This window comes from Sporosarcina siberiensis, from assembly GCF_042681925.1.
Taxonomy (GTDB): domain Bacteria; phylum Bacillota; class Bacilli; order Bacillales_A; family Planococcaceae; genus Sporosarcina; species Sporosarcina siberiensis.
Genome location: NZ_JBHUGI010000032.1, coordinates 36,058 through 57,555, shown reverse-complemented (window position 1 = coordinate 57,555; position 21,498 = coordinate 36,058). Strand labels below are relative to the sequence as shown.

Here is a 21,498-nt window from a genome sequence, read left to right as displayed (position 1 = left end):
TTTCAAGAATTTTATTCCATTTAATTGAAAATATTCTGCAGACATAAACATAAGAAGTAGAACGGTTCCAATGATTGCTATTTGTTTATGAATAAAAAAAGCATGATCCACATGGACCATGCTTTTCCCCAAAAACATCTGGGATGCGTACTCGGAAAATTTGTCGTTTGAAAATCATACAAACTGTTCTTTCTGACGATTAAATCTTTACCGTCGAATCCAATTCAGTTTGATATACCTAACATTTTTCGGTTGTCGCAAAGTGTTAGATACGCGATCATTTACCTACTTGTTAGATACCTTACTTGCACTTACACAAAAAATCTAATACGTACTACTTGATACTACATCTAAAAAAATGTACCACTCGTCAGTAAAGCAAATTTTCCGCCAAGACAGTGCAGTTCATCCTCAGAATCGCCTGAAGGTAACTCGTCTTGCAGGTTCATCATCAGGTAGTTTTGCCTTGTATTAGTAATATACCCGTGAGAAATAAATGTAAACCTTTTTTTATGAATTTATTTTAAATAATTTATCAGAATGAGTTTATATACATTAGAAATAAAAGATATTATGCTACAATAAACTATCAACTTATATTACTAAATACTTATTAAAGAGAGCGTGGAGAGTGCATGAAAAAGGTATGGAACGGGTACAAAAAGATACCTTTCATAGCCAAGATGACTTTTGGATTTATATTAGGAATCATCGTTGGTGTAATTTTTGGGAAAGAAGCTGAGATATTAAAACCATTTGGGACATTGCTTATCAATTTACTAACATTGATTGCAATTCCAGTGATCTTTTTTACAGTAGTTCTAGCTGTCAATAAAATGAGTGCTTCGCAACTTGGGCGAATTGGTTGGAAGCTGATTTTATATTATGCACTTACGACTGCCGCAGCTGTTTTAATTGGCCTTGGGTTGGCTTTGTGGATTAAGCCAGGGAAACACTTAACGTTGCCAAATACAACAGTAGACCAACCGAAGGCACCTAATTTTTCAGATGTATTATTGAATATTGTGCCGGATAATATTGTGACAGCTTTTAGTACTGGTAATGTTATGGGGATTATGTTCCTTGCAATTATTATAGGTACGGCTATCGCAATAATGAAAAATTCAAAAGACGTGCAAATGAATGAATACGGGTTAATGCTTGAAAAATTCAGTACTGCTTTGAGTGAACTCTTTTATACGCTTTTACGAGGAATTTTGTTCTATATGCCAATTGGGATTTTTGCGATAAGCGCTTCTTCATTTGGTGGGCAAGGATGGGGTACGTTAAAATCTTTATTTGCTTTTGTAGGTGTTTTCTATTTGGGATTGTTGTTGCTATGGATTTTCGTATATGCAGGATTTTTACTGTTGTCCGGAACGCCTTTGGTGACCTTTTTCAAACAAACAAAAGAAGCCTATACGACGGCATTCTTCACGTCTAGTAGTATTGCTTCATTGCCAATTGCTATGAAGTCTGCTAAAAAAGCGGGTATATCGGATAATGTCGCAAACTTTGCCATTCCGTTAGGCGCTATTTTCAATTCGGACGGTGGAGCTATTCGAATGGGGGTTTCAATTGTTTTCGCTGCAAACATTACGAATCTACAGTTGTCAACACCAGATCTATTCATAATTGTTCTAGTAGGCACATTGTTGTCTATTGGTACGGCAGGTGTTCCAGCTGCGGGTCTTGTAACTCTGGCGGCGGTTCTGACAATGTTTGGACTCCCGCTTGAAATTGTAGCCCTCATCGCGGGAGTAGACGCAATTATTGGTATGGGTGGTACGGCATCCAACGTAATCGGAGATATTATCGGTGCGAAAGTTGTGGATAAGTCTGAAGAGAAGAGATTAGCTAAATTGGCTTAACATAATGAAATAGATGCTATACAAAAAAGCATTCCATTATTCGGAATGCTTTTTTGTATGGACCAGTGCTGAAAATAATGGAACGGTTTTCAAATTAAGTTGGAGTGGAAAATCGTTTTAATTGAAGGTTAATTTATCAAAAACTTTCCCTGAAGATTCATCTTTTAAAGTAACATCCAATTGAACTTTATTATCTGGAACCTTGTTAAATACCTGATAATAGGTCATCTTATCAGCGATTTCAGCGATGACTAGGCCATCCGTTTCTTCATTAAAAATCTGTTCATCAGCGATAACTTCTAACATTGTAAAATCATCGTTAAAGTTCATCTGTTTGAAAGTTGGATAATACCCATCTTCGACGGCTTCACTTGTTAAGGTTTTCACATTATTTGAAATGGCCATTAAAAAGATTCCTTGCATGTTACTCGTCATTATTAAAGAATAGGAATCTTCTTTTTCGTTGTAGTTGACTTCCTCGATGCCAACGGATTTGTACTCTCTAACGACGGATTCTGGATCCGCGTCACCAACATGTCTGCCTGGAATCCTTACTTCAATTTCCTCGGATACTATTTCCGCATCAGCTTCTTCGGTAACAGTAGGTTTTTCCGTTTCTTTTTCAGAAATAGGTGTGGTTTCATTTGTATCGACTTGCGATTTGGATGAAGAACATCCGGCAATCATTAATATACTTAGAAATAGAAGTAAAAAAAGTTTATTCATCATACCAAGCTCCTAGTTAGACGTATTTTACTGCGAGTACTAACTATAATGGTATAAAGTTAAGTTCCGGTTAAATTAGTGAAATTTAAATTATTTTCTTACGGATTTGACCATAAGATTTAAGTATAAATCGTAAATTATTTGATTATCTAGTATAAAAATCGTTCTAGAAGTAGTATTCTAGGACGGTTTTTTTGATGAGATAATTAAGTTTATGGTTTGATTTGAATGAGTATTAAATCGGTATCCTCAATCGCATGGAGATCATGTTTTTCAAGCGGAATCATGTGCAACATATTCTCAGGTGTTACAACCACGGGCTCGCCTTCTACGATGAAGCGAATTTTTCCTTTCCTCACGATAATGAAAGCATCATTTTTTGAACTGTGTTCAACAATATCTTCGCCTGCGCGTAGTTGGATATTTGTCATGGTTGCGTTATCCACAGAGACAACCTTCGCGATATGCTTCGCTTTTTGGTTAAGCTGATATGTTGTTTCAATCAAATTCATAAGTGTATTCCCCTCTCAATTTTTAGAACATTGTTCATATTCCATAAGCTTAACACGGAATTCTGTGTAGTTTCAATTTGTATAACTAGAATAATTAAAACTCCTACTATGGAAAAGGAAAGTTGTATGGCACCAAAGTCTACCGTAAGAATCATCCTTAAGTAGAATAAGAACTTGCATAAAGAGTATCCGCTAGAGGGAGGAGGAATCAGTTCGCCCTGGGTATACTGGGTATAGTTCCAAATTCATAGCGAACAACAACAAAGTCTGAGGGAGGAGATGGATGGTGTAAAGAAGCACCTAAATCTAATAGTAGCTATTATTGAACTGAAATTTGCACATTACTTCTTTTATCGCTGTATACAAAGAGCGATGCCGTCGAAAACTTCTCTAAGTGGGATAAGACCTCATTTTGGACAGAAGGTAACAAATAGGAAGCTGGAGACAGTTTCCGGTCTATGAAAATGGTACATGCAATCATCTTTAACTTATTAAAAGAAACAGGAATCATCGCAGTAACTATTTAAAGAGGTTTGAATGGGTAGAGCAAGCAAAGCGTTAAAAAAAATACAAAATCATAGGAGGAAATAAAAATGAGTTTAAAAAAGAAGCTAGCAATGAGTATCGCAACTGGGGCATTGGCAGTAAGTATGATCGGTGGAGGAACATATGCTTATTTCAATGATGTTGAAACAAGTGTGAATCAGTTTGCTGCAGGTACATTGGATTTAACTTTAAATCCTGAGACAATTATTAGTGTAAATAAAATTAAGCCTGGTGATTGGATGGATCGTACTTTTGCATTGGAAAATACAGGTAGTCTTGACATTTCAAAAGTGCTTTTAACAACAGATTATACTGAATCAGTAGCAGGTTTTGGAGAACACATTGTGGTGGATTTTCTCAGAAATGAAGATAAAAGCGGCGTTCTTGGATTGAGTAATGTAATTACATCCAAGAAATTAAGTGAATTGAAATCAATGACAGCAGATGCAGTAGAAAATAAAACATTCTTCCAGCTTTGGGAAGGAAGTGGCCTTGAAGCTGGTGACACGGATAACTTGTACGTGAAATTCAGATTCAATGAAAACAATCAAGACCAAAACGCTTACCAAAATGCCACTTTAGAGTTGAAATGGAAGTTTGATGCAAAGCAAACAGCTGGAGCTTCAAAATAATATACACACCGGGAGGAGAGCCTTCTCCTCCCATATTTTATTTTATCAAACTTCTAGTATTTCCCCTTAAATCTAATCCTGAATATATAAGATTCTATTGTGTTTTGAGGAATAAATTTAAGTGATTTACACTTATTTAGATTTTAAAGGAGGGACTTGTTTGAGAGGAAAGCGAAGACGCAGATATAAGAAAAACAACCGCATTATTATTTTTAACTTGAAAATAGCACTTATATGTTATACAACCATCTTTGGAGTTAGCTTTATGTCAAATGAAACTTCTGCGTTTCTCAGCAGCCAGACGGAAATCAGTCAGGGGATCACTGCTGGTGTATGGGTAGTTCCGGAACTGGATGAATGTGGTGAAATAATAGAAACTGAAGAAGGTCTGATTATAAATGAAGAAAATTTAATTTTAGGCGAGGAAAATATAGGTATCTGTGAGGGTAATGAAGAAAATTCAAACGATTTGATAATAATAATAGATGAAGCAATCTGTGAAAACGAAGATGGTGCTATTTTAAGTGAAACGGATTTAATAGACTGTATAAATTTGGAAACGGATCCTAAAGTAGATGAAGTTGAAATTGAATTTGAAGATGAAGATAAAGAGGGTCAAGTGATAGAAGGCGAAGAAATTGAAATAGAAATAGAAAAAGAAGATGAACCTATTAATGAGAATGATGGACTAGAAAAAGAAAAAGAAAGAGATAAGAATGAAAGCACTGAAAAACTGCAGGAAAAGCCAAAAGATAAGGAAGAACCTATAATCGAACAAATAGATAAGAGCCCAGAGGTTGTGGACGAGTCCGCAATAACTAATTCTGATGAAGAGACAGATAATTAAGAATGTAGAATTATAAAAGTAAAATAAATAGCTGGAGAGTGATACGATTGAGAGGAAGAAAGAAATCGAAAACGAATAAAGCAATGAAGTGGATAAATAGCATTGTCACCGGCATACTAATGACACTATTGATCTGTGTTGCACTAATAGTTGTCATCTCGAAAATTTCTGGTGGTGAACCACAACTTTTCGGTTACCAACTAAAAACGGTTCTCTCTGGATCCATGGAACCTGGAATTGAAACAGGCTCAATCATCGCCGTAAAAGCGGCAGTAGATAAAAATAGTTTTGTTGTCGGTGATGTTATTACATTTATGGAAGAAGAAGAGATTTTAATCACTCACAGAATTACAGAAGTAATGAAAAGTGGAGATTCGGTACTGTACCGGACAAAGGGTGATAATAACAATGCGGAGGACATGAATCCAGTCCAGGCTGGCAATATAGTTGCGTCTTACACTGGCTTTACGATGCCTAAAGTAGGATACTTCATTAACTTTACTCAGTCAAAAAATGGTGCTCTATTATTGTTAATACCTGGGTTCCTTCTACTTATCTACTCCGGATTTACAATTTGGAGAATACTGGCACAAATTGAATTGCCTCAAAAAAAACAAGGGGATATATTGGTGGAAGATGGCGAAAAAAGCTCTTCCTGAATCGATCACCCGGAATAATAAGGAGGTATTCAAAATGATTAAATTGTTACGACCTTTTACTTTTCTTATATTGATCAGTGCAATAAGTTTCTATCCTATGTCGAGTGTACTTGCAGATGGTGAAAATGGAATAGACAAGAAGGATATCGATATCAGCCTCACACCAAATGATACACTGTTTAATATTAGCAATATGAAGCCCGGAGACTGGGCACCGCGTTCCATTACTGTCAAAAATTCTGGTAACAATGATTTTGACTACCATATGGAGTTGCAAAACAAAGGTGATCATAAGCTATTTAATGAATTATTACTTGAAGTGAAAGCTGGAGACAAGGAATTATATCAAGGTAAAATGGCTGGATTTAAATCCATACCTACAAGATCACTTAAAAGTAGCAAAGAGGAAAGTCTAGAGCTTACTATTCGTTTCCCGGAGCATCTTGGAAATGACTTTCAAGGAGTTCAGTCTGAATTTGTATTCACTTTTTCTGTAAAGGGAAAAAATAGTGATTCAGTTCAAGCAAGCACACAAGGATTGATTGATAGTGACAGTCCTATTCCAGTCGTATTAAGTGAATTAGATACATCTAGTGAATCAAGCGAGTCGGGAGAATTGGGCGAGTTAAATGAAACAAGCGAGTTGGGAGAATTGAGCGAGTCAAATGAATCAAACGAGTTGGGAGAATTAGGTGATTTAACTGAGTCGAGCGAGTTAAGTGGACTAAAAGGAACGAACAGTTTAGGTAACTTAAGCCCATCAAATCTGCCTGCAACTTCTACGAATATATTTAATCTGATGTTATTTGGTTCTGCACTAATTGTAAGTGGAATGGTACTGATGATTGTCAGACATTTTAGGCGTATAAGAGAAGCACAGGAGTCATTGAAATAATTCGGCATTATATAAAAATAGAGATAAATAGCTGCCTATGCATGATGTATCGTGCGTTGGCGGCTTGTTTGTTTTTCGTTTGAATCAGCATGTGTTTTAGGGAATATTGCTTACAGGAGGCGCTGAGTTTTGCTGAAAAAAATAGCTTTTATTATGCTTTTGGCTGGATTGTTTCTCCTAGTATACGGTATCGGTCAGTTAAAGACTGATCAGCAGTCAGAAAAGGCTGCACTCATTGAAGCAAAGGAAGTTTTGGAACAACCTACTTTAAATTCCTCCACCCCAGACTTATCTTTCGAGAACGGACAAACGATTGGCATCCTGCAAATCCCTATTATCAATAAAGAAATCCCGATTGTGGAAGGGACGAATGAGGATGTCTTAAAGCGGGGTGTTGGTCATTATTCAGGAACCGTATATCCTGGAGAAAATAACCAGATTTTATTATCTGGGCACAGAGATACTGTGTTTACTGGATTGGATAAATTGCAAAATGGCGATAAAATAATTGTGGAAATGCAACATGGTTCTTTTACATATGTCGTCACAGACCAGGAAATTGTGGATGCAGATGATCGCACGGTGATCCGTTCTACGGCGCCAGAAGAAATTCTGACTTTATCCACATGCTATCCTTTTCGGTATATCGGAAATGCACCACAGAGGTATATTGTTTATGCAGAACCGATGTGATTATTATGAAAAACCAGTAAGTAATGTACAAACCATTTGTTTTCTAGGTTTACTTTTATTCGGCCAACCATTGCTTCACTAGTACGTCCATTTCTTTTTCTAAATCCTTACTATTTCCAGAATCGTTATACACCCGCTTCAAGTACTTCTTAGGGAACATTTTTTTAATAGAGGATTGATAAAAATCGCCATCCTCAGGTTCGGTGTATTTAACGACAGTATAGTGATCCGACTCTTTCTTTAGTTGCATTACTGCGGGAAGAGAATGTCCAGATTGATTTTCCGCTCCAGTTGATTTATTAAAACCACCGTAATAAGACCAAAAATAGACAGTGGTTACATCGTTTTTCTCACTTGTACCGTATACTTTATGAACTTCAAATTGCTTTTCTGTATTGAGGGAAGAGGTGGAGTATTGTTGGACGATGTAATTTGATATTGTATTATTCAACTCCTCGGATAAATGGGTATCCCCGTCATTAAGTTCTATATCGTTATCTGTGCAAGCAACTAAAAATATACTAAAAAACACTAAAAGAAATACTGTTGGTACTATATACTTTGTTTTAAATTTCATTTACTCACTCCTCATTAGAGATATAGACTTTATTGAATGAAAAAGGTTTCACTTTATCTGTGAAGGATTACTTGTTTTGTAAAACACTATTTGATTGGAAAAAATAAGAGTGGGTGAAATGAGGTTTAGTGAGGAGACGAAATCCAAACTGTAAAATTATAAAATGCAAAAAACGCGAAGCCCATCCAAATGGATGAAAACTTCACGTTTTTTTAATAACTATTAATCACATATTAAAGAACGGCAACTTCTGGATCTGCAATTTTTACAAGCATTTTTCCGAGGTTTGTTCCTTTAAAAAGTCCTAGGAATGCATCTGGAATATGTTCGAAGCCTTCGACAATTGTTTCTTCATATTTCAGTTTTCCTTCGGACAGCCATGTACCTAAATCAGTTGCGGCAGTGTTAAAATCGGCCGTATAGTCACCAACTGTAAATCCTTTCATCAACGCGCTTGTTTTTATCATCGCTGACTGTGGACGTGGTCCTACTTCTTTGCTTTCATTATTATAAGAAGAAATTGCTCCGCAAAGTGGGATTCGAGCAAATTTATTTAAATGCGTAAATACCGCATCCGTTACAACACCGCCGACATTATCGAAGTAAACATCGACGCCATTCGGTAAAGCCTCTTTTAAATCATCTGCAAAACTGTCTTTTTTATAATTAACTGCAGCATCAAATCCAAGTTCAGAAATTAAGTAGTCTATTTTTTCATCAGTTCCTGCAATACCGACTACTCTTGCTCCTTTTAATTTTGCGATTTGACCAACAACCGAACCTACAGCTCCAGCAGCTCCTGAAACAACTACTGTTTCGCCTTTTTGTGGCTTACCGATATCGAGCAATCCGAAATATGCTGTTAAGCCGGGCATGCCCAGAATTCCTAAGTGTGTAGTTATCGGAGCGAGGGTAGGGTCTATTTTTCTAATTGCTTTGTCAGATGCAGCTGTATATTCTGCCCAATTGAGATTGCCAGTTACTACATCTCCGCGTTTGAATGCATCGGATTTCGAATCGATTACTTCTCCCACGGCTCCGCCCGTAATTACTTCATTTAATTGAAAAGGCGGTATATACGATTTAGCATCGATCATACGTCCACGCATATATGGATCGACTGAAAGATAAAGTGTTCGAACTAAAACTTCATTTTCTTCTAGAACTGGAATTGCCTTTTCGACAAAATCGAAGGCCGTCATTGTCGGCAATCCTACCGGACGGTTCGCTAAATGGATTTCTTGTTGAGTTGTTTTATTCATATTATTTTCCTCCTAGAGTGTATTCTGTGCAATAAAAGCTTTAAAGCTTTATACTTACTTATAGTAAGGTTAATTAAAGATTACTATAAGTAAGCTTGTTTGTCTATTTTTTGATATGAATGATTTATGTTAGTTTAAACGGAGGGTGGATCATGAATAGTAAAGAAACAAGCCAGTCATCTAGTTCGCAAAAAACGTGTGACACATTTCACAGTACAATTGAGTTCATTGGTAAGCGTTGGACCGGTGTGATTATTTATCGTTTATTGGACGGACCAAAACGTTATTTTGAATTGGCCGAAGAAATTTCAGGAATTTCAGATCGTTTATTAACGGAACGTCTTCGCGAATTAGAAACGCAAGGTTTTGTCTTGAAAAAAACATCAGGCCCAGGTACGAGAAAAGTCGAATATGAACTTACGGATATGGGTAGAGAGACAGAAGAAATTATACAAGCGATTGTAAAGTGGGTAAAGAAACATGGATGTGCTTCAGTCGAAAATAATTCATCAATAGAGGAGTAGGTACAGTGATTAGAGAGAATGCAAAGAAGTTTAACGGGATGCCAATGTCCGTTTTAGATTTAGCAATGATTAATGAAGGAAGTCATGCGGGAGAGTCATTTAAAAATAGTGTGGATCTTGCGCAACATGTTGAAGAGTGGGGCTTTAATCGTTATTGGTTGGCAGAGCACCATAATATGCCAGGAATCGCGAGTTCCGCTACATCTGTTATTATGGGCCATATTGCGGGTGAGACAAAAGAGATGCGTATTGGTTCCGGTGGAATTATGTTGCCTAATCATGCACCCCTAGTGATTGCTGAACAGTTTGGTACACTAGATGCTTTATATCCGGGTAGAATTGACCTTGGTCTTGGACGTGCACCTGGATCTGACCAAGCGACAGCTTATGCTCTTCGTCGTTCTCTCAATAGCGGCGGTGAACAATTTCCAGAACAACTGGCAGAACTGCGAGCATATTTTGAAGATGACCCGACAATGCGTGTGAGAGCGGTACCTGGTGGTGGTGCAGATGTGTCGGTTTGGCTTCTTGGCTCAAGTGATTTTAGCGCCAGATTGTCTGCAGAACTCGGTTTGCCATTTTCGTTTGCGAGTCATTTTGCACCACAATTTGCTATGCAAGCTTTGCAAATTTATCATCAAAACTTTAAACCTTCTAAAGTGTTGAAAGAACCGTATGTTATGATGGGAATCAGTTTAATAACTGCGGATACAGATGAAGAAGCGCTTTATCTAGCAACATCAACACAGCAGATGTTTTTAAACTTACGAAAAGGAACGCCTACTCGATTCTCACCACCAATAGAAGATCAAAAAGCTACGTGGTCTGCATTTGAGCAAGCTGCGGTAGAACAAATGCTCAATTCTCCATCAACAATTATTGGGAGCCCGGAAACTGCCAAAAAGAAATTGGAAGCTTTCCAGCAAGCAACAAAAGCAGATGAATTTATTGTGAGCACAGGTACATTTAGCCATGAAGCACGACTCCGTTCATATGAACTCCTTGGAGAAATGATGGACTAAAAAAATAAGAAGTGGCTATGTCTGAAAGATAGACATAGCCATTTTTTTACGCATTAAATTAGTTCTTGTAAGAAATTTAATGTTCAATGGAATAGGAAGCCAATAGTATTTAAATGAAAATTAATATTGACCTATATTAATGATGTTAATTATAAAATAGTATTTATATCTACAAAATGGTTGAATATTATTTGTATTGTGATATTCTATAGAAGAATTAAGTAATGAGTTTTTCATAGATTTACCAATTGAATATTTTTGCTAGGGGGGCCTGAGTAGGCTGAGACACATCGGTGATGTAAACCCTTTGAACCTGATCTAGTTAGTACTAGCGTAGGGAAGCAGCTGACACCCTACAATCAGGTTTTTTTAATATATGTAGACAACGGCCGCTTTCCGAATATGGAAGGCGGTTTTTATATTGCCTAAAATAACTTTAATAATTGGAGGACTTGTATGATTCGGTTAAAAAGTGAATTTTCTAGGTTAATAGACACGCGTGAAGAGGAATTGTTGCAAATACTTGCAGATTTAGTTCGTTTTCCAACAGTAAGTCCGCCTGCAAGAAATACGGGCGAGGTACAGCAATATATACAGGCCTTTTTAGAAAAAGAAAACTTTGAAACGACGAGTTGGGATGTCTTTCCGGGAGATCCAAATGTTGTTGGAATGAAAAAAGGGACTGGTGGTTCGCTCTATAACAGTTTAATCATCAATGGTCATATTGATGTAGCTGAAGTTGGTGATGAAGCGGAATGGACGGTCTCGGTTTTCGAAATGACAAATGAAAATGGATTTGCTTACGGTCGTGGAACGTCTGATATGAAAGGTGCTATTGCTGCAACATTGTTCGTAGTAAGACTGTTAAATGAATTGAATATAGAACTTAAAGGGGATTTGCAAATCCAAACTGTTATTGGAGAAGAGGCGGGTGAAGCAGGCACATTATCTTGCACAGAGAAGGGTTATTCGGCAGATTTTGCACTTGTAATCGATGGCAGTGATCGTGAAATTCACGGGCAAGGTGGAGTAATCACTGGCTGGATAACGATTAAAAGTAAGGAAGTTTTTCATGATGCCATGCGAATGAATATGCTACATGCTGGCGGAACAGTCAAAGGCGCAAGTGCCATTGAGAAAATGATGAAGGTTATTGCGGGTTTGCAGGATTTGGAACGACATTGGGCTGTGACAAAACAATACCCGGGATTTGTACCAGGAACGAACACAATAAACCCTGCAGTTATTGAAGGGGGCAGACATGCGGCATTTGTTGCGGATGAATGTAGGTTATGGATTACGGTACATTTCTACCCAGATGAAACGTATCAATCGGTGACAGACGAAATTGAAGAACACTTAAAGCATGTGGCAATGGCAGATCCTTGGTTAAGAGAAAACCCGCTTCAATTTTGTTGGGGAGGAAAATCAATGATTGAGGAACGCGGAGAAATCTTTCCTGCACTCAAGATGGATGCAGATCATTTAGCCGTACAGCTACTGGCTGAATGCCATGAGCAGGTAGAAAATAAGCCGGTTAAGATTGGAATGTCTAAAACTGTCACAGATGCAGGTTGGTTTGGTGAAGCTGGAATTCCATGTGTTATTTACGGTCCTGGGAAACTTGAAGAAGCTCACTCTGTAGATGAAAAAATAAACATTGAAGAATTACTGACGTTCACGAAAACCCTTATGCACTTCATAACGAACTGGTGCAATGTGAAAAAATAAGAACTTAAAAAAATACACAGGAGGAATAATCATGACAACTATAAAAACGAAAAAATTCACAGACAGGCTGTTTGAAAATGCACAACCAATTTGGGAGAAAAGCCATATGCACCCTTTCGTTCAGGAAATTGGAAAAGGAACACTATCAGAGGATAAGTTTATCTATTATATGAAACAGGATTACGTGTATTTGGTGGACTACTCAAAGTTATTTGCCGTAGGTGTACAAAAATCCCTAGACCTAAAAATGATGCAAAACTTTTCAAAAACATTGAACGACACAATTCATTTTGAAATGGATTTGCACAGATCATTTGCAGCGGAGTTTGGTATTTCGCATGAAGAACTTGAAGCAACAGAGCCAACTCCTACAAATCTCGCCTATACACGTTATATGTTAAATGTTGCACAAAATGGATCTTTAGTTGAACTCGTCTCTTGTTTACTACCATGTGCTTGGGATTATTGGGAAATCGGAAAGTTACTTAGAGCGCAATACGGAGACCAAATGGCTTCGAATAAATATGCGAAATGGATTGAGACGTATGATTCGGAAGAGTTTGCTGCAGGAGCAAAATGGTTAATTGAACTAATGGATCAATTGACAGAAGGAAAACCAGAACGTGAGCTTGCGCAAATTGAGAAACACTTCCAAATGACATCGAAATATGAATATCTCTTTTGGGAAATGAACTACTCAAAAGAAGAATGGCCTATTTGAATAAAAATTATCGGTATTCGAACACGAAGCGACTTTCTTTAATCTAGGCATACTTATCTATGGAAATGGAGGCAAAGAAGGTGACTCTTGAGCTAAAAGATGTTTGTTATTCATTCGTGAATGAAAAAAAAGAGCGAAATCAAGTAGTAGCGGGACTTAATTTAACGGTTTGTCAAGGAGAGTTCGTCTCTATGATTGGTAAAAGTGGCACAGGAAAAAGCACGATTTTAAGGTTGATCACCGGCCTTCTTCATCCAGAAAAAGGTACTATTTCCGTGAATGGCAAGTCAGTTGAACTGGGTGATGTAGGGTATATGCCTCAACGTGATCTTCTTCTTCCATGGCGCACAATTATAGACAATATAATGATTGCTGGAGAAGTACAAAAGGGATTGACCATTACGAAAGAAAAAGCTCGCGGCTGGTTGGACCGTGTTGGTCTTCTAGAATATGAAAATGCCCTCCCTAAAGAATTATCAGGAGGCATGCGACAAAGGGCGGCCTTTGTGAGAACTCTTTTAACTGGAAAAGAAATACTACTGCTTGATGAACCTTTTGGCGCTTTAGATGCATTAACAAAAAAAGAGATGCAGACCTGGCTACTGTCAATTTGGCAAGAACTCGATCAAACTGTCTTATTCATCACGCACGATCTTGAGGAAGCGGTCTATATGAGTGATCGGATTGTGCTGCTTTCCTCGAATCGATCTTTGGAAGAAATCTCGGTAGACTTACCGCGACCGCGAACAAAGGAAATGCAACATTCGACCGAACTAGTCCGACAAAGGCAGGAATTGGAGAAGAAAATAGCCTATGATTATGGTTAAAAAATGGCTGCAATCCTATGCACTATTTACTGCGTCTGCATGTATTGTTCTTTTAGTAGTGGAATTGATAGTGCGACAAGGGATTGTACCGGCGTATATTATACCAGCTCCATCGAATGTAGTGATCGCAATTTATAGCAACTGGAAACCATTAATCTTTATACACTTAAGCGCTACAATGCTGGAGTTTGGAATTGGGTTTACAATTTCTGTTATCGGCGGAACCGGTTTGGCGGTCAGTATGTTTTTTTCGAAAACGATTGAAAAACTTATGTATCCAGCCGTACTTATTTCACAAACAATCCCAATTATTGCCTTGTCGCCAATTTTTGTACTTTGGTTTGGCTATACAATTTGGAGTAAAGTTGCGGTCACCGTTCTAATTTCATTTTTTCCGATAGTTGTCGGAACTTTTGATGGTTTACGTTCAACAGATAAAGAATACGTCGAATTGTTTCGTTCAATGGGTGCGAAAAAGCAACACTTGTTTCAAAAACTTCATTTCCCGACAGCACTGCCTTCCTTTTTCTCAGGGTTGAAAATTGCGATTGTTTCAGCCTTAATCGGCGCAACAATTGGCGAGTGGCTCGGTGCTAGTGAAGGACTTGGATATTATAGCCGAAGAATGTCGGGAGATTTAAATTCCGAAGGTGTATTTGCAGCAATTACGTTATTGTCAATTGTTGGAATGATATTATTTGGTTTTGTATCTCTTTTAGAAAGACGCTTTTTAAAATGGAAAAATGTATGAATGGGGAATTGAGAGAAGATGAGAAAAAGGTCTTGGATGGTTCAAATAATTGTTATTGCACTTCTTATCCTACTTGCAGGTTGTTCGCAAAAAGGAAACAGCGGCAGTGCAAAAGGGAATGAATTAGAAAACTTAACAATAATGCTCGATTGGTATCCGAATGCAGTTCACTCCAGTATATATTATGCGAAAGAAAAAGGTTTTTTTGAAGATGAAGGTTTAAACGTCACGATTGAAATGCCTGCTGAAACTAACGATCCACTGAAGCTTGCGGCTACTGGAAAAGTAGATTTAGCCATTAGTTATCAAATGCAAGTAGCACTTTCAAGAAGTGAAAATATACCTGTGGTTTCTCTAGCCACGCTTGTTCGACATTCTTTAAATGGAATTATGTTCAAGAAAGAGAGTGGGATTTTGTCTCCAAAAGATTTGGAATATAAGAAAGTTGGATATGCCTCTTCATCAATTAGTGAAGCGGTAGTGGAAACGATGATCAAAGCAGATGGCGGCGATCCGAGTAAGGTGAAAATGGTTGATGTAGGTTGGAACTTAATGCCTGCAATCGCTACGGATAACGTTGATGCGCTAACAAGTGCCTATAGTAACCACGAATTCGTCATATTAAATAAAGAGGGACACGATATGGTAATGATTCCACCTTCTGAGTATGGTGTCCCTGAGAACTATGAGTTAATCCTAGTTACCGGTGAAGATACTTTGAAAAAGAAGAAAGCGTCCTTTGAAAAGTTTTGGCGAGCATTGGCAAAAGGACAAGAAGCCGTAAATGAAAATCCTGAAGAAGCATTACAAGTATTATTAGATCATGAAAATGATAGTTTCCCTTTGGATAAAGAAATAGAGATGCAAAGTTTAGAAGTATTATTGCCTTTAATGTATGCGGAAAACCTTCCATTTGGTTATCAGGAGGAAGGTAGTTGGAATGGTGTTATTGATTGGCTTTTTGATGTTGGAATTATTCAGGAAAAATTCGATGCAACTGAAGTCTATAAAAATATAATGCCAAAGTAGATGAAAGAGATGTGAATTCGTTGAATAAAACATATAAACTGACGTTGACATCTGTAATTGTTGCCTTAACGACATTATCGAGTCATTTAATCTATATACCAGTAGGTTTCACGAAAATATTTCCTGTACAGCATTTATCAAATTTGTTATTAGCCGTTTTATTAGGTCCTTGGTATGCAGTTTCGGGTGCATTTGTCACATCAACATTAAGGAATATACTTGGAACAGGTTCTATATTTGCTTATCCAGGCAGTATGATAGGTGCGCTTTTGGCTGGTTATTTATTTGTGAAAACAAAAAAAATCGGTTTTGCCTTCTTTGGAGAAGTATTTGGAACGGGAATACTTGGTGCTATTGCGACTTATCCAATAGGTGTATTTTTATTCGGGAAAGAGTTAACGCTGTTCGGTTTCATTCCTGCATTTATGATTAGTTCTTTCACAGGTGCAATAATTGCCTATGTGTTACTGAAAACTTTAATTAAAAATAAAGCAATTGGAGGACATCTCTATGAAAACAGCACTAACAATCGCAGGATCTGATTCTGGAGGAGGGGCGGGTATTCAAGCGGATATCAAAACAATGTCAGCTCTTGGTGTGTTTGGAATGTCCGTCATTACGGCAGTCACCGCACAAAATACAATGGAAGTGCGTTCTGTGCAAAACATTGACGTTGACATCATACGTGATCAAATTGAAGCTGTCTTTGATGATATTCGAGTGGATGCAGTTAAAATCGGAATGCTCGCAAATGCCGCAACAGTTCAAGTGGTAACTAAGACCTTGCAAAAATATAAACCACAGCACATCGTACTGGATCCAGTAATGATTTCAAAAGGGGGGCATTATTTGTTGCAGGATTCCGCTGTCAATGCATTGATTAAAGAACTTCTTCCAATAGCGACTCTCGTTACGCCAAATATTCCAGAAGCAGAAGTATTGGTAGGGAATGCGGTGCAAACGGAAGACGATATGTACAAAGCATGCATTCGACTAAGGGAAATGGGACCTAACTCAGTGCTCATTAAAGGTGGTCATTTGGTAGGTGATTCCAATGATCTTTATTATGATGGTGTTGACTTTCATTGGTTTAAATCAAAACGAATTGCAACGAAGAATACACATGGAACAGGTTGTACATTATCATCGGCTATCGCTGCAAATTTGGCAAAAGGCGTAACCATGTTAGAAGCTGTGCAGTCCGCGAAAGCGTATATTACAACCGCCATAACACATAGTTTGGAACTTGGATCAGGTTATGGCCCTACAAATCATTTTTATGATTTATATGAAAAAGCAAATGGAATAAAACGAGATGTATAAAGAAGAGGTGATAGACCTTTACTCAATGATTCGTAAGAGAAATCCTTTAATACATCAAATTACAAATGCAGTTACCGTTAATGATTGTGCGAATGTCACACTTGCGGTTGGTGCATCTCCTGTGATGGCATCAAGTATTGAAGAAGTGGAAGAAATGGTGAAATTAGCGGATGCGCTTGTGATTAATATCGGAACGCTTCAATCTGGAGTATTTAAGGCAATGATTTTAGCGGGGAAAGCAGCTAATAAAATTGGAATTCCAATTATTTTTGATCCGGTGGGAGTTGGCGCTACAACATTTCGCAAGGAAAAAGCGAAGGAGTTTCTAAGGCAAGTGGACGTTGCGGTGATTCGTGGGAATGCGAGTGAAGTAGATTCGCTAATGGGGGGTGCTTCAACGACTCGCGGAGTAGATGCAGGAGTCGTTGAAATTTCTTTGAAGGAACTTGCCGTAAAGACAGCCGTGTCCTATTCTTGTGTTGTGGTCATAAGTGGACAAATCGATACAATATCAAATGGTACGGAAACGATTCAAATCACAAATGGCGACTTTTGGTTGAAGAGTATTACTGGCACGGGTTGCATGTCCACTTCTTTGATAGGTTGCTTTATAGGGATAACAAAGGATTATTTTTTGGCAGCAATTGCTGGAACTTCCTTGATGGGCTTGGCTGGAGAAAAGGCTAAGAAACGTCTTCAAGAAGACGAAGGAATCGGAACATATAAAGTAAAATTAATGGATGAAATATTCATAATGAATGGTGATACTTGGAAGGAAGAGGTGCAGATTCATGAATCTTGATTTGACCCTTTATTTAGTTACAGAAGAAGCGGTCCCTTTGGAACGTTTACTTACAACTGTAGAGCAAGCAATTGAAGGTGGCGTTACACTTGTGCAGTTACGGGAAAAGAAAAGCGATGGTGCTGTTTTCCATGAAAAAGCAAAAGTCTTGAAAAAACTGTTGGATCAATATGAAGTTCCACTTATTATAAATGATCGTATCGACGTAGCTCTTGCGGTAAAAGCAGCGGGTGTTCATGTTGGACAAAGTGATTTACCAATCACTGCTATCAGAAGGATTATTCCTGAATCTATGATTGTGGGGGTATCCGTTTCAACTGTAGAGGAAGCGCTGGCAGCGGAAAAAGATAGAGCCGACTATATAGGTGTTGGAGCGGCATTTCCTACAGGGACGAAAAGCGATGCAAAAGTTTTACCCAAGGGAATGCTTAAAGAAATTACGCAGTCTGTTTCAATCCCTTCCGTGGCAATTGGTGGGATTGGACTGGAAAATGTGAGTTTATTGAGAGAAACAGGAATAGCAGGTGTTGCTGTTGTATCAGTAATCATGGAAGCACAGAATCCAACTTTGGTCGCTAAAATGTTTCGAGAAATTTGGAGATGAAGCTCAAAGATTATTTACATACAGGATGCACTATATGCTTGTCTAATAGGAAAGCTTGAGTCAATGATAAAACAAAAATAAGAAGTGGCTATGTCTTTTTTCAGACATAACCACTTTTTTAACGCATCAAATTATTTCTCGCAAGAAATTTATTGTTAAATTGAATAGGTATCCCAACTCCGTCTTTTTCAGCATGAATATGGAGATGTGGTTCACTCGTATTTCCTGAGTTTCCTACTTTACCGATTTTTTGACCTGCTTTCACCATCTCGTCCGGGTTTACCATCACACTGCCTTCTTGCATATGTGCAATGTAAATCGTTGCGTCCGAATGATCACAGATTAAAGTAATGTAATTACCAGTTGCATTTTCCGGATCTGAATCCGGAGGTGTAAAGTCGGGCAACCCATTTTGTGCTTCGATGACCTTTGCGTCGCAAGGACTATAAAGGTTTTCTCCGTAAATTTGATATTTGTCTAGATCTTTGGGATATAGTCCATTTGCACGAATACCCAATGCATTTACCTTTAAAATATCCAAAGCGTATTGCTGTGGAAGGTACTCCTGATGATAGTTTAAGAGTACATGGTTTCCACCTTGCCCAATATAGTATGCGCCGCCCTTAAGCGGAAATTGTAATTCGATTGCTGGATCATCAGTAGAATAACTGGTAATGGCGAACACATTATAGCTACCGAATAGAACAATTAGAAATAGATACATACCGATTGTAAACTTTTGAGGGCTGTTATACTTAATTTTGAATGGCGAAGCTCGTACTTTTCTCCAGGAATGAATTAAAACATAAATAAGAATGATGACTAATAAATAACGGAAATAGTACCCGATCCATGCCCAGTTTCCAGATTGGAAAACCCAGAACACAAAAGCAGTAGTCGACGCTGCATCTACTATCCATTCAAATTTGCTTGTAAATGAGGTTTTCCAAAGTGTGAAAAGAAACACAGCCGGTATAACAATTAGTAAACCTATTGTAGAAATCATTGGAAACAACACAAATATCTTCTCCTTAATTAATTCCAATACTTAACTGCTCTTACTAATACGTTCCTGTTGCTTAAAAGTTTCAATTTTCGATATACTTTAATTTAGCTACTACAAACAATATAATAACGAATACGGTTGCCATTTTAACCAAATAGTATAATGATTACTTTACAAATGTATATTATGTTAGTGAAAAGGTTGTTGGGCGATACTATATAAAATACAAATTCACTTAAAATTAATCAAAATCGTGTAAAAAAGAAGGAATGACCCATGAAAAAAGGACTTTATAGTGCATTCGCTTTATTTCTCATTGTGGCTATAATTGTTGGTATTACATATAAAACGATTCCAGAAGAGTCAAACGAATTAGTTGAAGAACCACATGTCGAACCTACCGTAACAGTAGATGAGCAAATCACTTCAATCGTGAATGAAGCTAAACTCGGCACCGTACCAAATTTTATGGGCACTGTAGGGGTAACGATGCTGAATGAAGTAGAAAGTATGTGGGTAACCCAATCCTCTCCCGCTAATTGTGCTGAGACGGAAAACGGAGTATATATTGACTATCCGGAGCACGAAACAGTAATTGGTGCAGTGGATGAATTGGTTTTTGACATTCGCTATTCTGGTAAGCCGCTTCCGTCCATCCGTTACGAGGATATCAAACGAATGCAAGGCGATCCTCAAAAGATTAGGACTTTTAATGACGATACCCACGATCAAATCATTTTAGTGTATCAAGTTACAGATGTCTACCAACTTAAGTGGATTTTACCCAAACCAACGGACGGGGTTCCAAACCCGGCAGTCGACCATATCGCTGTTTGGACAAAAGTGGAAAGCATGCAGGAAAAGATGCTCGATGAAATGACATTAGATGAAAAAATCGGACAGCTCATCATTGCGGGAATCGATGGAACGGATATCAACGCTGCATCAAGGCAACTCATCGAACAGCAAAAAATTGGCGGAGTTATTTTCTACTCGAATAACGTTGAAACACCCGACCAAACGGTGCAGTTTGTTAACAGTTTAAAAGATGCGAACAAATCAAATCGCTTGCCGATGTTTTTCAGTATTGACCAAGAGGGTGGACGTGTTTCGCGACTGCCAAAACAAGTTGAAAAGTTACCGACAAGCGAAGAAATAGGAAAAGTGAATGATTCACAATATGCATTCAACATCGGACGTGCACTCGGTATGGAGCTCGTAGAATTTGGCTTTAATATGAACTTTGCACCAGTGCTCGATGTGAACAGCAATCCGAACAATCCGGTTATTGGAAATCGCTCGTTCAGTGCGGATCCCAAAGTGGTCAGTTCACTTGGTGTCCAGACAATGAAAGGCATCGAGAAAGAGAATGTTATTCCGGTTGTCAAACATTTTCCAGGACATGGGGATACATCAGTGGACTCTCATTTGGAACTGCCAAAGGTGAATAAAACAATGATGGAACTTGAGCAATTGGAATTGATTCCATTTAAGAAAGCAATAGAGGAAAACGCAGACGTAATTATGATTGCACATATTTTATTGCCAGAGTTGGATAAAATAAGTCCCGCCTCGATGTCGGAACCAATCATCACTAATTTGCTTCGTAATGAGCTGGGTTTCAATGGCATTATAATGACGGATGATTTGACGATGAAAGCAATTACAAATCACTACGGTATTGCACATGCAGCTGTTGAATCCTTTAAAGCTGGATCGGACATCCTTTTAGTCGCGCATGATCCCGTGAAAACGATAGCTGTACTAGAGGCATTAAAAGCCGCCGTCGCTTCAGGAGAGATATCTGAGTCAAGAATCGATGCGAGTGTTGCGCGCATTGTCTCCCTGAAGGACAAATACAGTTTAGTAAATCAATCGACTCCCATTGTCGGCATTCAAAAGCTCAACAAGAACATCCGTGAAACTCTAAAAAAATGA

At 38.0% G+C, this 21,498-nt stretch carries 23 protein-coding genes and 1 riboswitch; of the genes, 18 read left to right on the top strand and 5 right to left on the bottom strand.

The features are described 5' to 3' along the window. Positions 1-635 precede the first annotated feature (635 nt). On the top strand, positions 636-1,871 hold the full coding sequence (locus ACFSFY_RS11185; RefSeq protein WP_381538059.1) for a dicarboxylate/amino acid:cation symporter: 1,236 nt from the start codon (positions 636-638) through the stop codon (positions 1,869-1,871). A gap of 117 nt (positions 1,872-1,988) precedes the next feature. Here ACFSFY_RS11185 and ACFSFY_RS11180 read toward each other — a convergent pair whose 3' ends face one another. Beyond that, positions 1,989-2,597, bottom strand: a complete 609-nt coding sequence (locus ACFSFY_RS11180) for a hypothetical protein (RefSeq protein ID WP_381538057.1) — start codon at positions 2,595-2,597, stop codon at positions 1,989-1,991. Positions 2,598-2,809: 212 nt separating this feature from the next. Continuing rightward, the gene (locus ACFSFY_RS11175; RefSeq protein WP_381538055.1) at positions 2,810-3,109 is read right to left on the bottom strand and encodes a cupin domain-containing protein; all 300 of its coding nucleotides are present in this window, start codon (positions 3,107-3,109) and stop codon (positions 2,810-2,812) included. 593 nt (positions 3,110-3,702) lie between these two features. Between ACFSFY_RS11175 and ACFSFY_RS11170 the strand changes: the two genes are divergently transcribed. The 5 genes from ACFSFY_RS11170 (at position 3,703) to ACFSFY_RS11150 (ending at position 7,381) form a co-directional block, all read left to right on the top strand. Next, positions 3,703-4,287, top strand: coding sequence for a TasA family protein (locus ACFSFY_RS11170; RefSeq protein WP_381538053.1), 585 nt, complete (start codon positions 3,703-3,705; stop codon positions 4,285-4,287). Positions 4,288-4,447: 160 nt separating this feature from the next. Then, the gene (locus tag ACFSFY_RS11165) at positions 4,448-5,134 is read left to right on the top strand and encodes a hypothetical protein (protein WP_381538051.1); all 687 of its coding nucleotides are present in this window, start codon (positions 4,448-4,450) and stop codon (positions 5,132-5,134) included. Positions 5,135-5,181: 47 nt separating this feature from the next. Next, positions 5,182-5,793, top strand: a complete 612-nt coding sequence (sipW, locus tag ACFSFY_RS11160; RefSeq protein ID WP_381538050.1) for a signal peptidase I SipW — start codon at positions 5,182-5,184, stop codon at positions 5,791-5,793. A 34-nt stretch (positions 5,794-5,827) separates the two neighbouring features. Then, on the top strand, positions 5,828-6,688 hold the full coding sequence (locus ACFSFY_RS11155; protein WP_381538048.1) for a hypothetical protein: 861 nt from the start codon (positions 5,828-5,830) through the stop codon (positions 6,686-6,688). 129 nt (positions 6,689-6,817) lie between these two features. After that, complete coding sequence (locus ACFSFY_RS11150; RefSeq protein ID WP_381538046.1) at positions 6,818-7,381, top strand: class D sortase; 564 nt, start codon at positions 6,818-6,820, stop codon at positions 7,379-7,381. 55 nt (positions 7,382-7,436) lie between these two features. Here ACFSFY_RS11150 and ACFSFY_RS11145 read toward each other — a convergent pair whose 3' ends face one another. Together ACFSFY_RS11145 and ACFSFY_RS11140 are read right to left on the bottom strand one after the other, a co-directional pair. Beyond that, a complete protein-coding gene (locus tag ACFSFY_RS11145; protein WP_381538045.1) occupies positions 7,437-7,958 on the bottom strand; it encodes a hypothetical protein in 522 nt (173 codons plus the stop codon). A 233-nt stretch (positions 7,959-8,191) separates the two neighbouring features. Further along, positions 8,192-9,220: an NADP-dependent oxidoreductase gene (locus ACFSFY_RS11140; protein WP_381538043.1), complete on the bottom strand. Its 1,029-nt coding sequence runs from the start codon at positions 9,218-9,220 to the stop codon at positions 8,192-8,194. 152 nt (positions 9,221-9,372) lie between these two features. On the opposite strand from ACFSFY_RS11140, the gene ACFSFY_RS11135 reads away from it, so the two are divergent. From ACFSFY_RS11135 to thiE, 11 genes are all read left to right on the top strand, one after another. After that, on the top strand, positions 9,373-9,744 hold the full coding sequence (locus ACFSFY_RS11135; protein WP_381538042.1) for a winged helix-turn-helix transcriptional regulator: 372 nt from the start codon (positions 9,373-9,375) through the stop codon (positions 9,742-9,744). A gap of 38 nt (positions 9,745-9,782) precedes the next feature. Next, complete coding sequence (locus tag ACFSFY_RS11130; protein ID WP_381539051.1) at positions 9,783-10,766, top strand: LLM class flavin-dependent oxidoreductase; 984 nt, start codon at positions 9,783-9,785, stop codon at positions 10,764-10,766. A gap of 253 nt (positions 10,767-11,019) precedes the next feature. Further along, a riboswitch (TPP riboswitch) is annotated at positions 11,020-11,123 on the top strand. A gap of 99 nt (positions 11,124-11,222) precedes the next feature. Then, positions 11,223-12,497, top strand: coding sequence for an acetylornithine deacetylase (locus ACFSFY_RS11125; RefSeq protein WP_381538041.1), 1,275 nt, complete (start codon positions 11,223-11,225; stop codon positions 12,495-12,497). A 31-nt stretch (positions 12,498-12,528) separates the two neighbouring features. Next, positions 12,529-13,218 carry a thiaminase II gene (gene tenA, locus ACFSFY_RS11120; protein ID WP_381538039.1) on the top strand — a complete coding sequence of 230 codons (690 nt, stop codon included), beginning with the start codon at positions 12,529-12,531 and terminating at the stop codon, positions 13,216-13,218. Between the two features lie 80 nt (positions 13,219-13,298). Next, positions 13,299-14,045 carry an ABC transporter ATP-binding protein gene (locus ACFSFY_RS11115; RefSeq protein ID WP_381538037.1) on the top strand — a complete coding sequence of 249 codons (747 nt, stop codon included), beginning with the start codon at positions 13,299-13,301 and terminating at the stop codon, positions 14,043-14,045. Beyond that, positions 14,032-14,796 (top strand): ABC transporter permease, encoded by a 765-nt coding sequence (locus ACFSFY_RS11110; RefSeq protein WP_381538036.1) that lies wholly within the window; start codon positions 14,032-14,034, stop codon positions 14,794-14,796. Before ACFSFY_RS11115 ends, ACFSFY_RS11110 begins: the two co-directional genes overlap by 14 nt. A 36-nt stretch (positions 14,797-14,832) precedes the next feature. Further along, positions 14,833-15,825, top strand: coding sequence for an ABC transporter substrate-binding protein (locus ACFSFY_RS11105; RefSeq protein WP_381538034.1), 993 nt, complete (start codon positions 14,833-14,835; stop codon positions 15,823-15,825). A 20-nt stretch (positions 15,826-15,845) separates the two neighbouring features. Then, positions 15,846-16,367 (top strand): energy coupling factor transporter S component ThiW, encoded by a 522-nt coding sequence (gene thiW / locus ACFSFY_RS11100; protein ID WP_381538033.1) that lies wholly within the window; start codon positions 15,846-15,848, stop codon positions 16,365-16,367. Continuing rightward, on the top strand, positions 16,336-17,148 hold the full coding sequence (gene thiD / locus ACFSFY_RS11095) for a bifunctional hydroxymethylpyrimidine kinase/phosphomethylpyrimidine kinase (RefSeq protein WP_381538031.1): 813 nt from the start codon (positions 16,336-16,338) through the stop codon (positions 17,146-17,148). Before thiW ends, thiD begins: the two co-directional genes overlap by 32 nt. Next, positions 17,141-17,950: a hydroxyethylthiazole kinase gene (gene thiM, locus ACFSFY_RS11090; protein ID WP_381538029.1), complete on the top strand. Its 810-nt coding sequence runs from the start codon at positions 17,141-17,143 to the stop codon at positions 17,948-17,950. Before thiD ends, thiM begins: the two co-directional genes overlap by 8 nt. After that, positions 17,940-18,554 carry a thiamine phosphate synthase gene (gene thiE / locus ACFSFY_RS11085; protein WP_381538028.1) on the top strand — a complete coding sequence of 205 codons (615 nt, stop codon included), beginning with the start codon at positions 17,940-17,942 and terminating at the stop codon, positions 18,552-18,554. The genes thiM and thiE overlap by 11 nt, the downstream gene beginning before the upstream one ends. 118 nt (positions 18,555-18,672) lie before the next feature. Here the strand turns inward: thiE and ACFSFY_RS11080 are convergent, their stop codons facing one another. Continuing rightward, on the bottom strand, positions 18,673-19,599 hold the full coding sequence (locus ACFSFY_RS11080) for a M23 family metallopeptidase (RefSeq protein ID WP_381538026.1): 927 nt from the start codon (positions 19,597-19,599) through the stop codon (positions 18,673-18,675). A 237-nt stretch (positions 19,600-19,836) separates the two neighbouring features. Here ACFSFY_RS11080 and nagZ point away from each other — a divergent pair, with 237 nt between their 5' ends. Then, on the top strand, positions 19,837-21,498 hold the full coding sequence (gene nagZ, locus ACFSFY_RS11075; protein ID WP_381538023.1) for a beta-N-acetylhexosaminidase: 1,662 nt from the start codon (positions 19,837-19,839) through the stop codon (positions 21,496-21,498).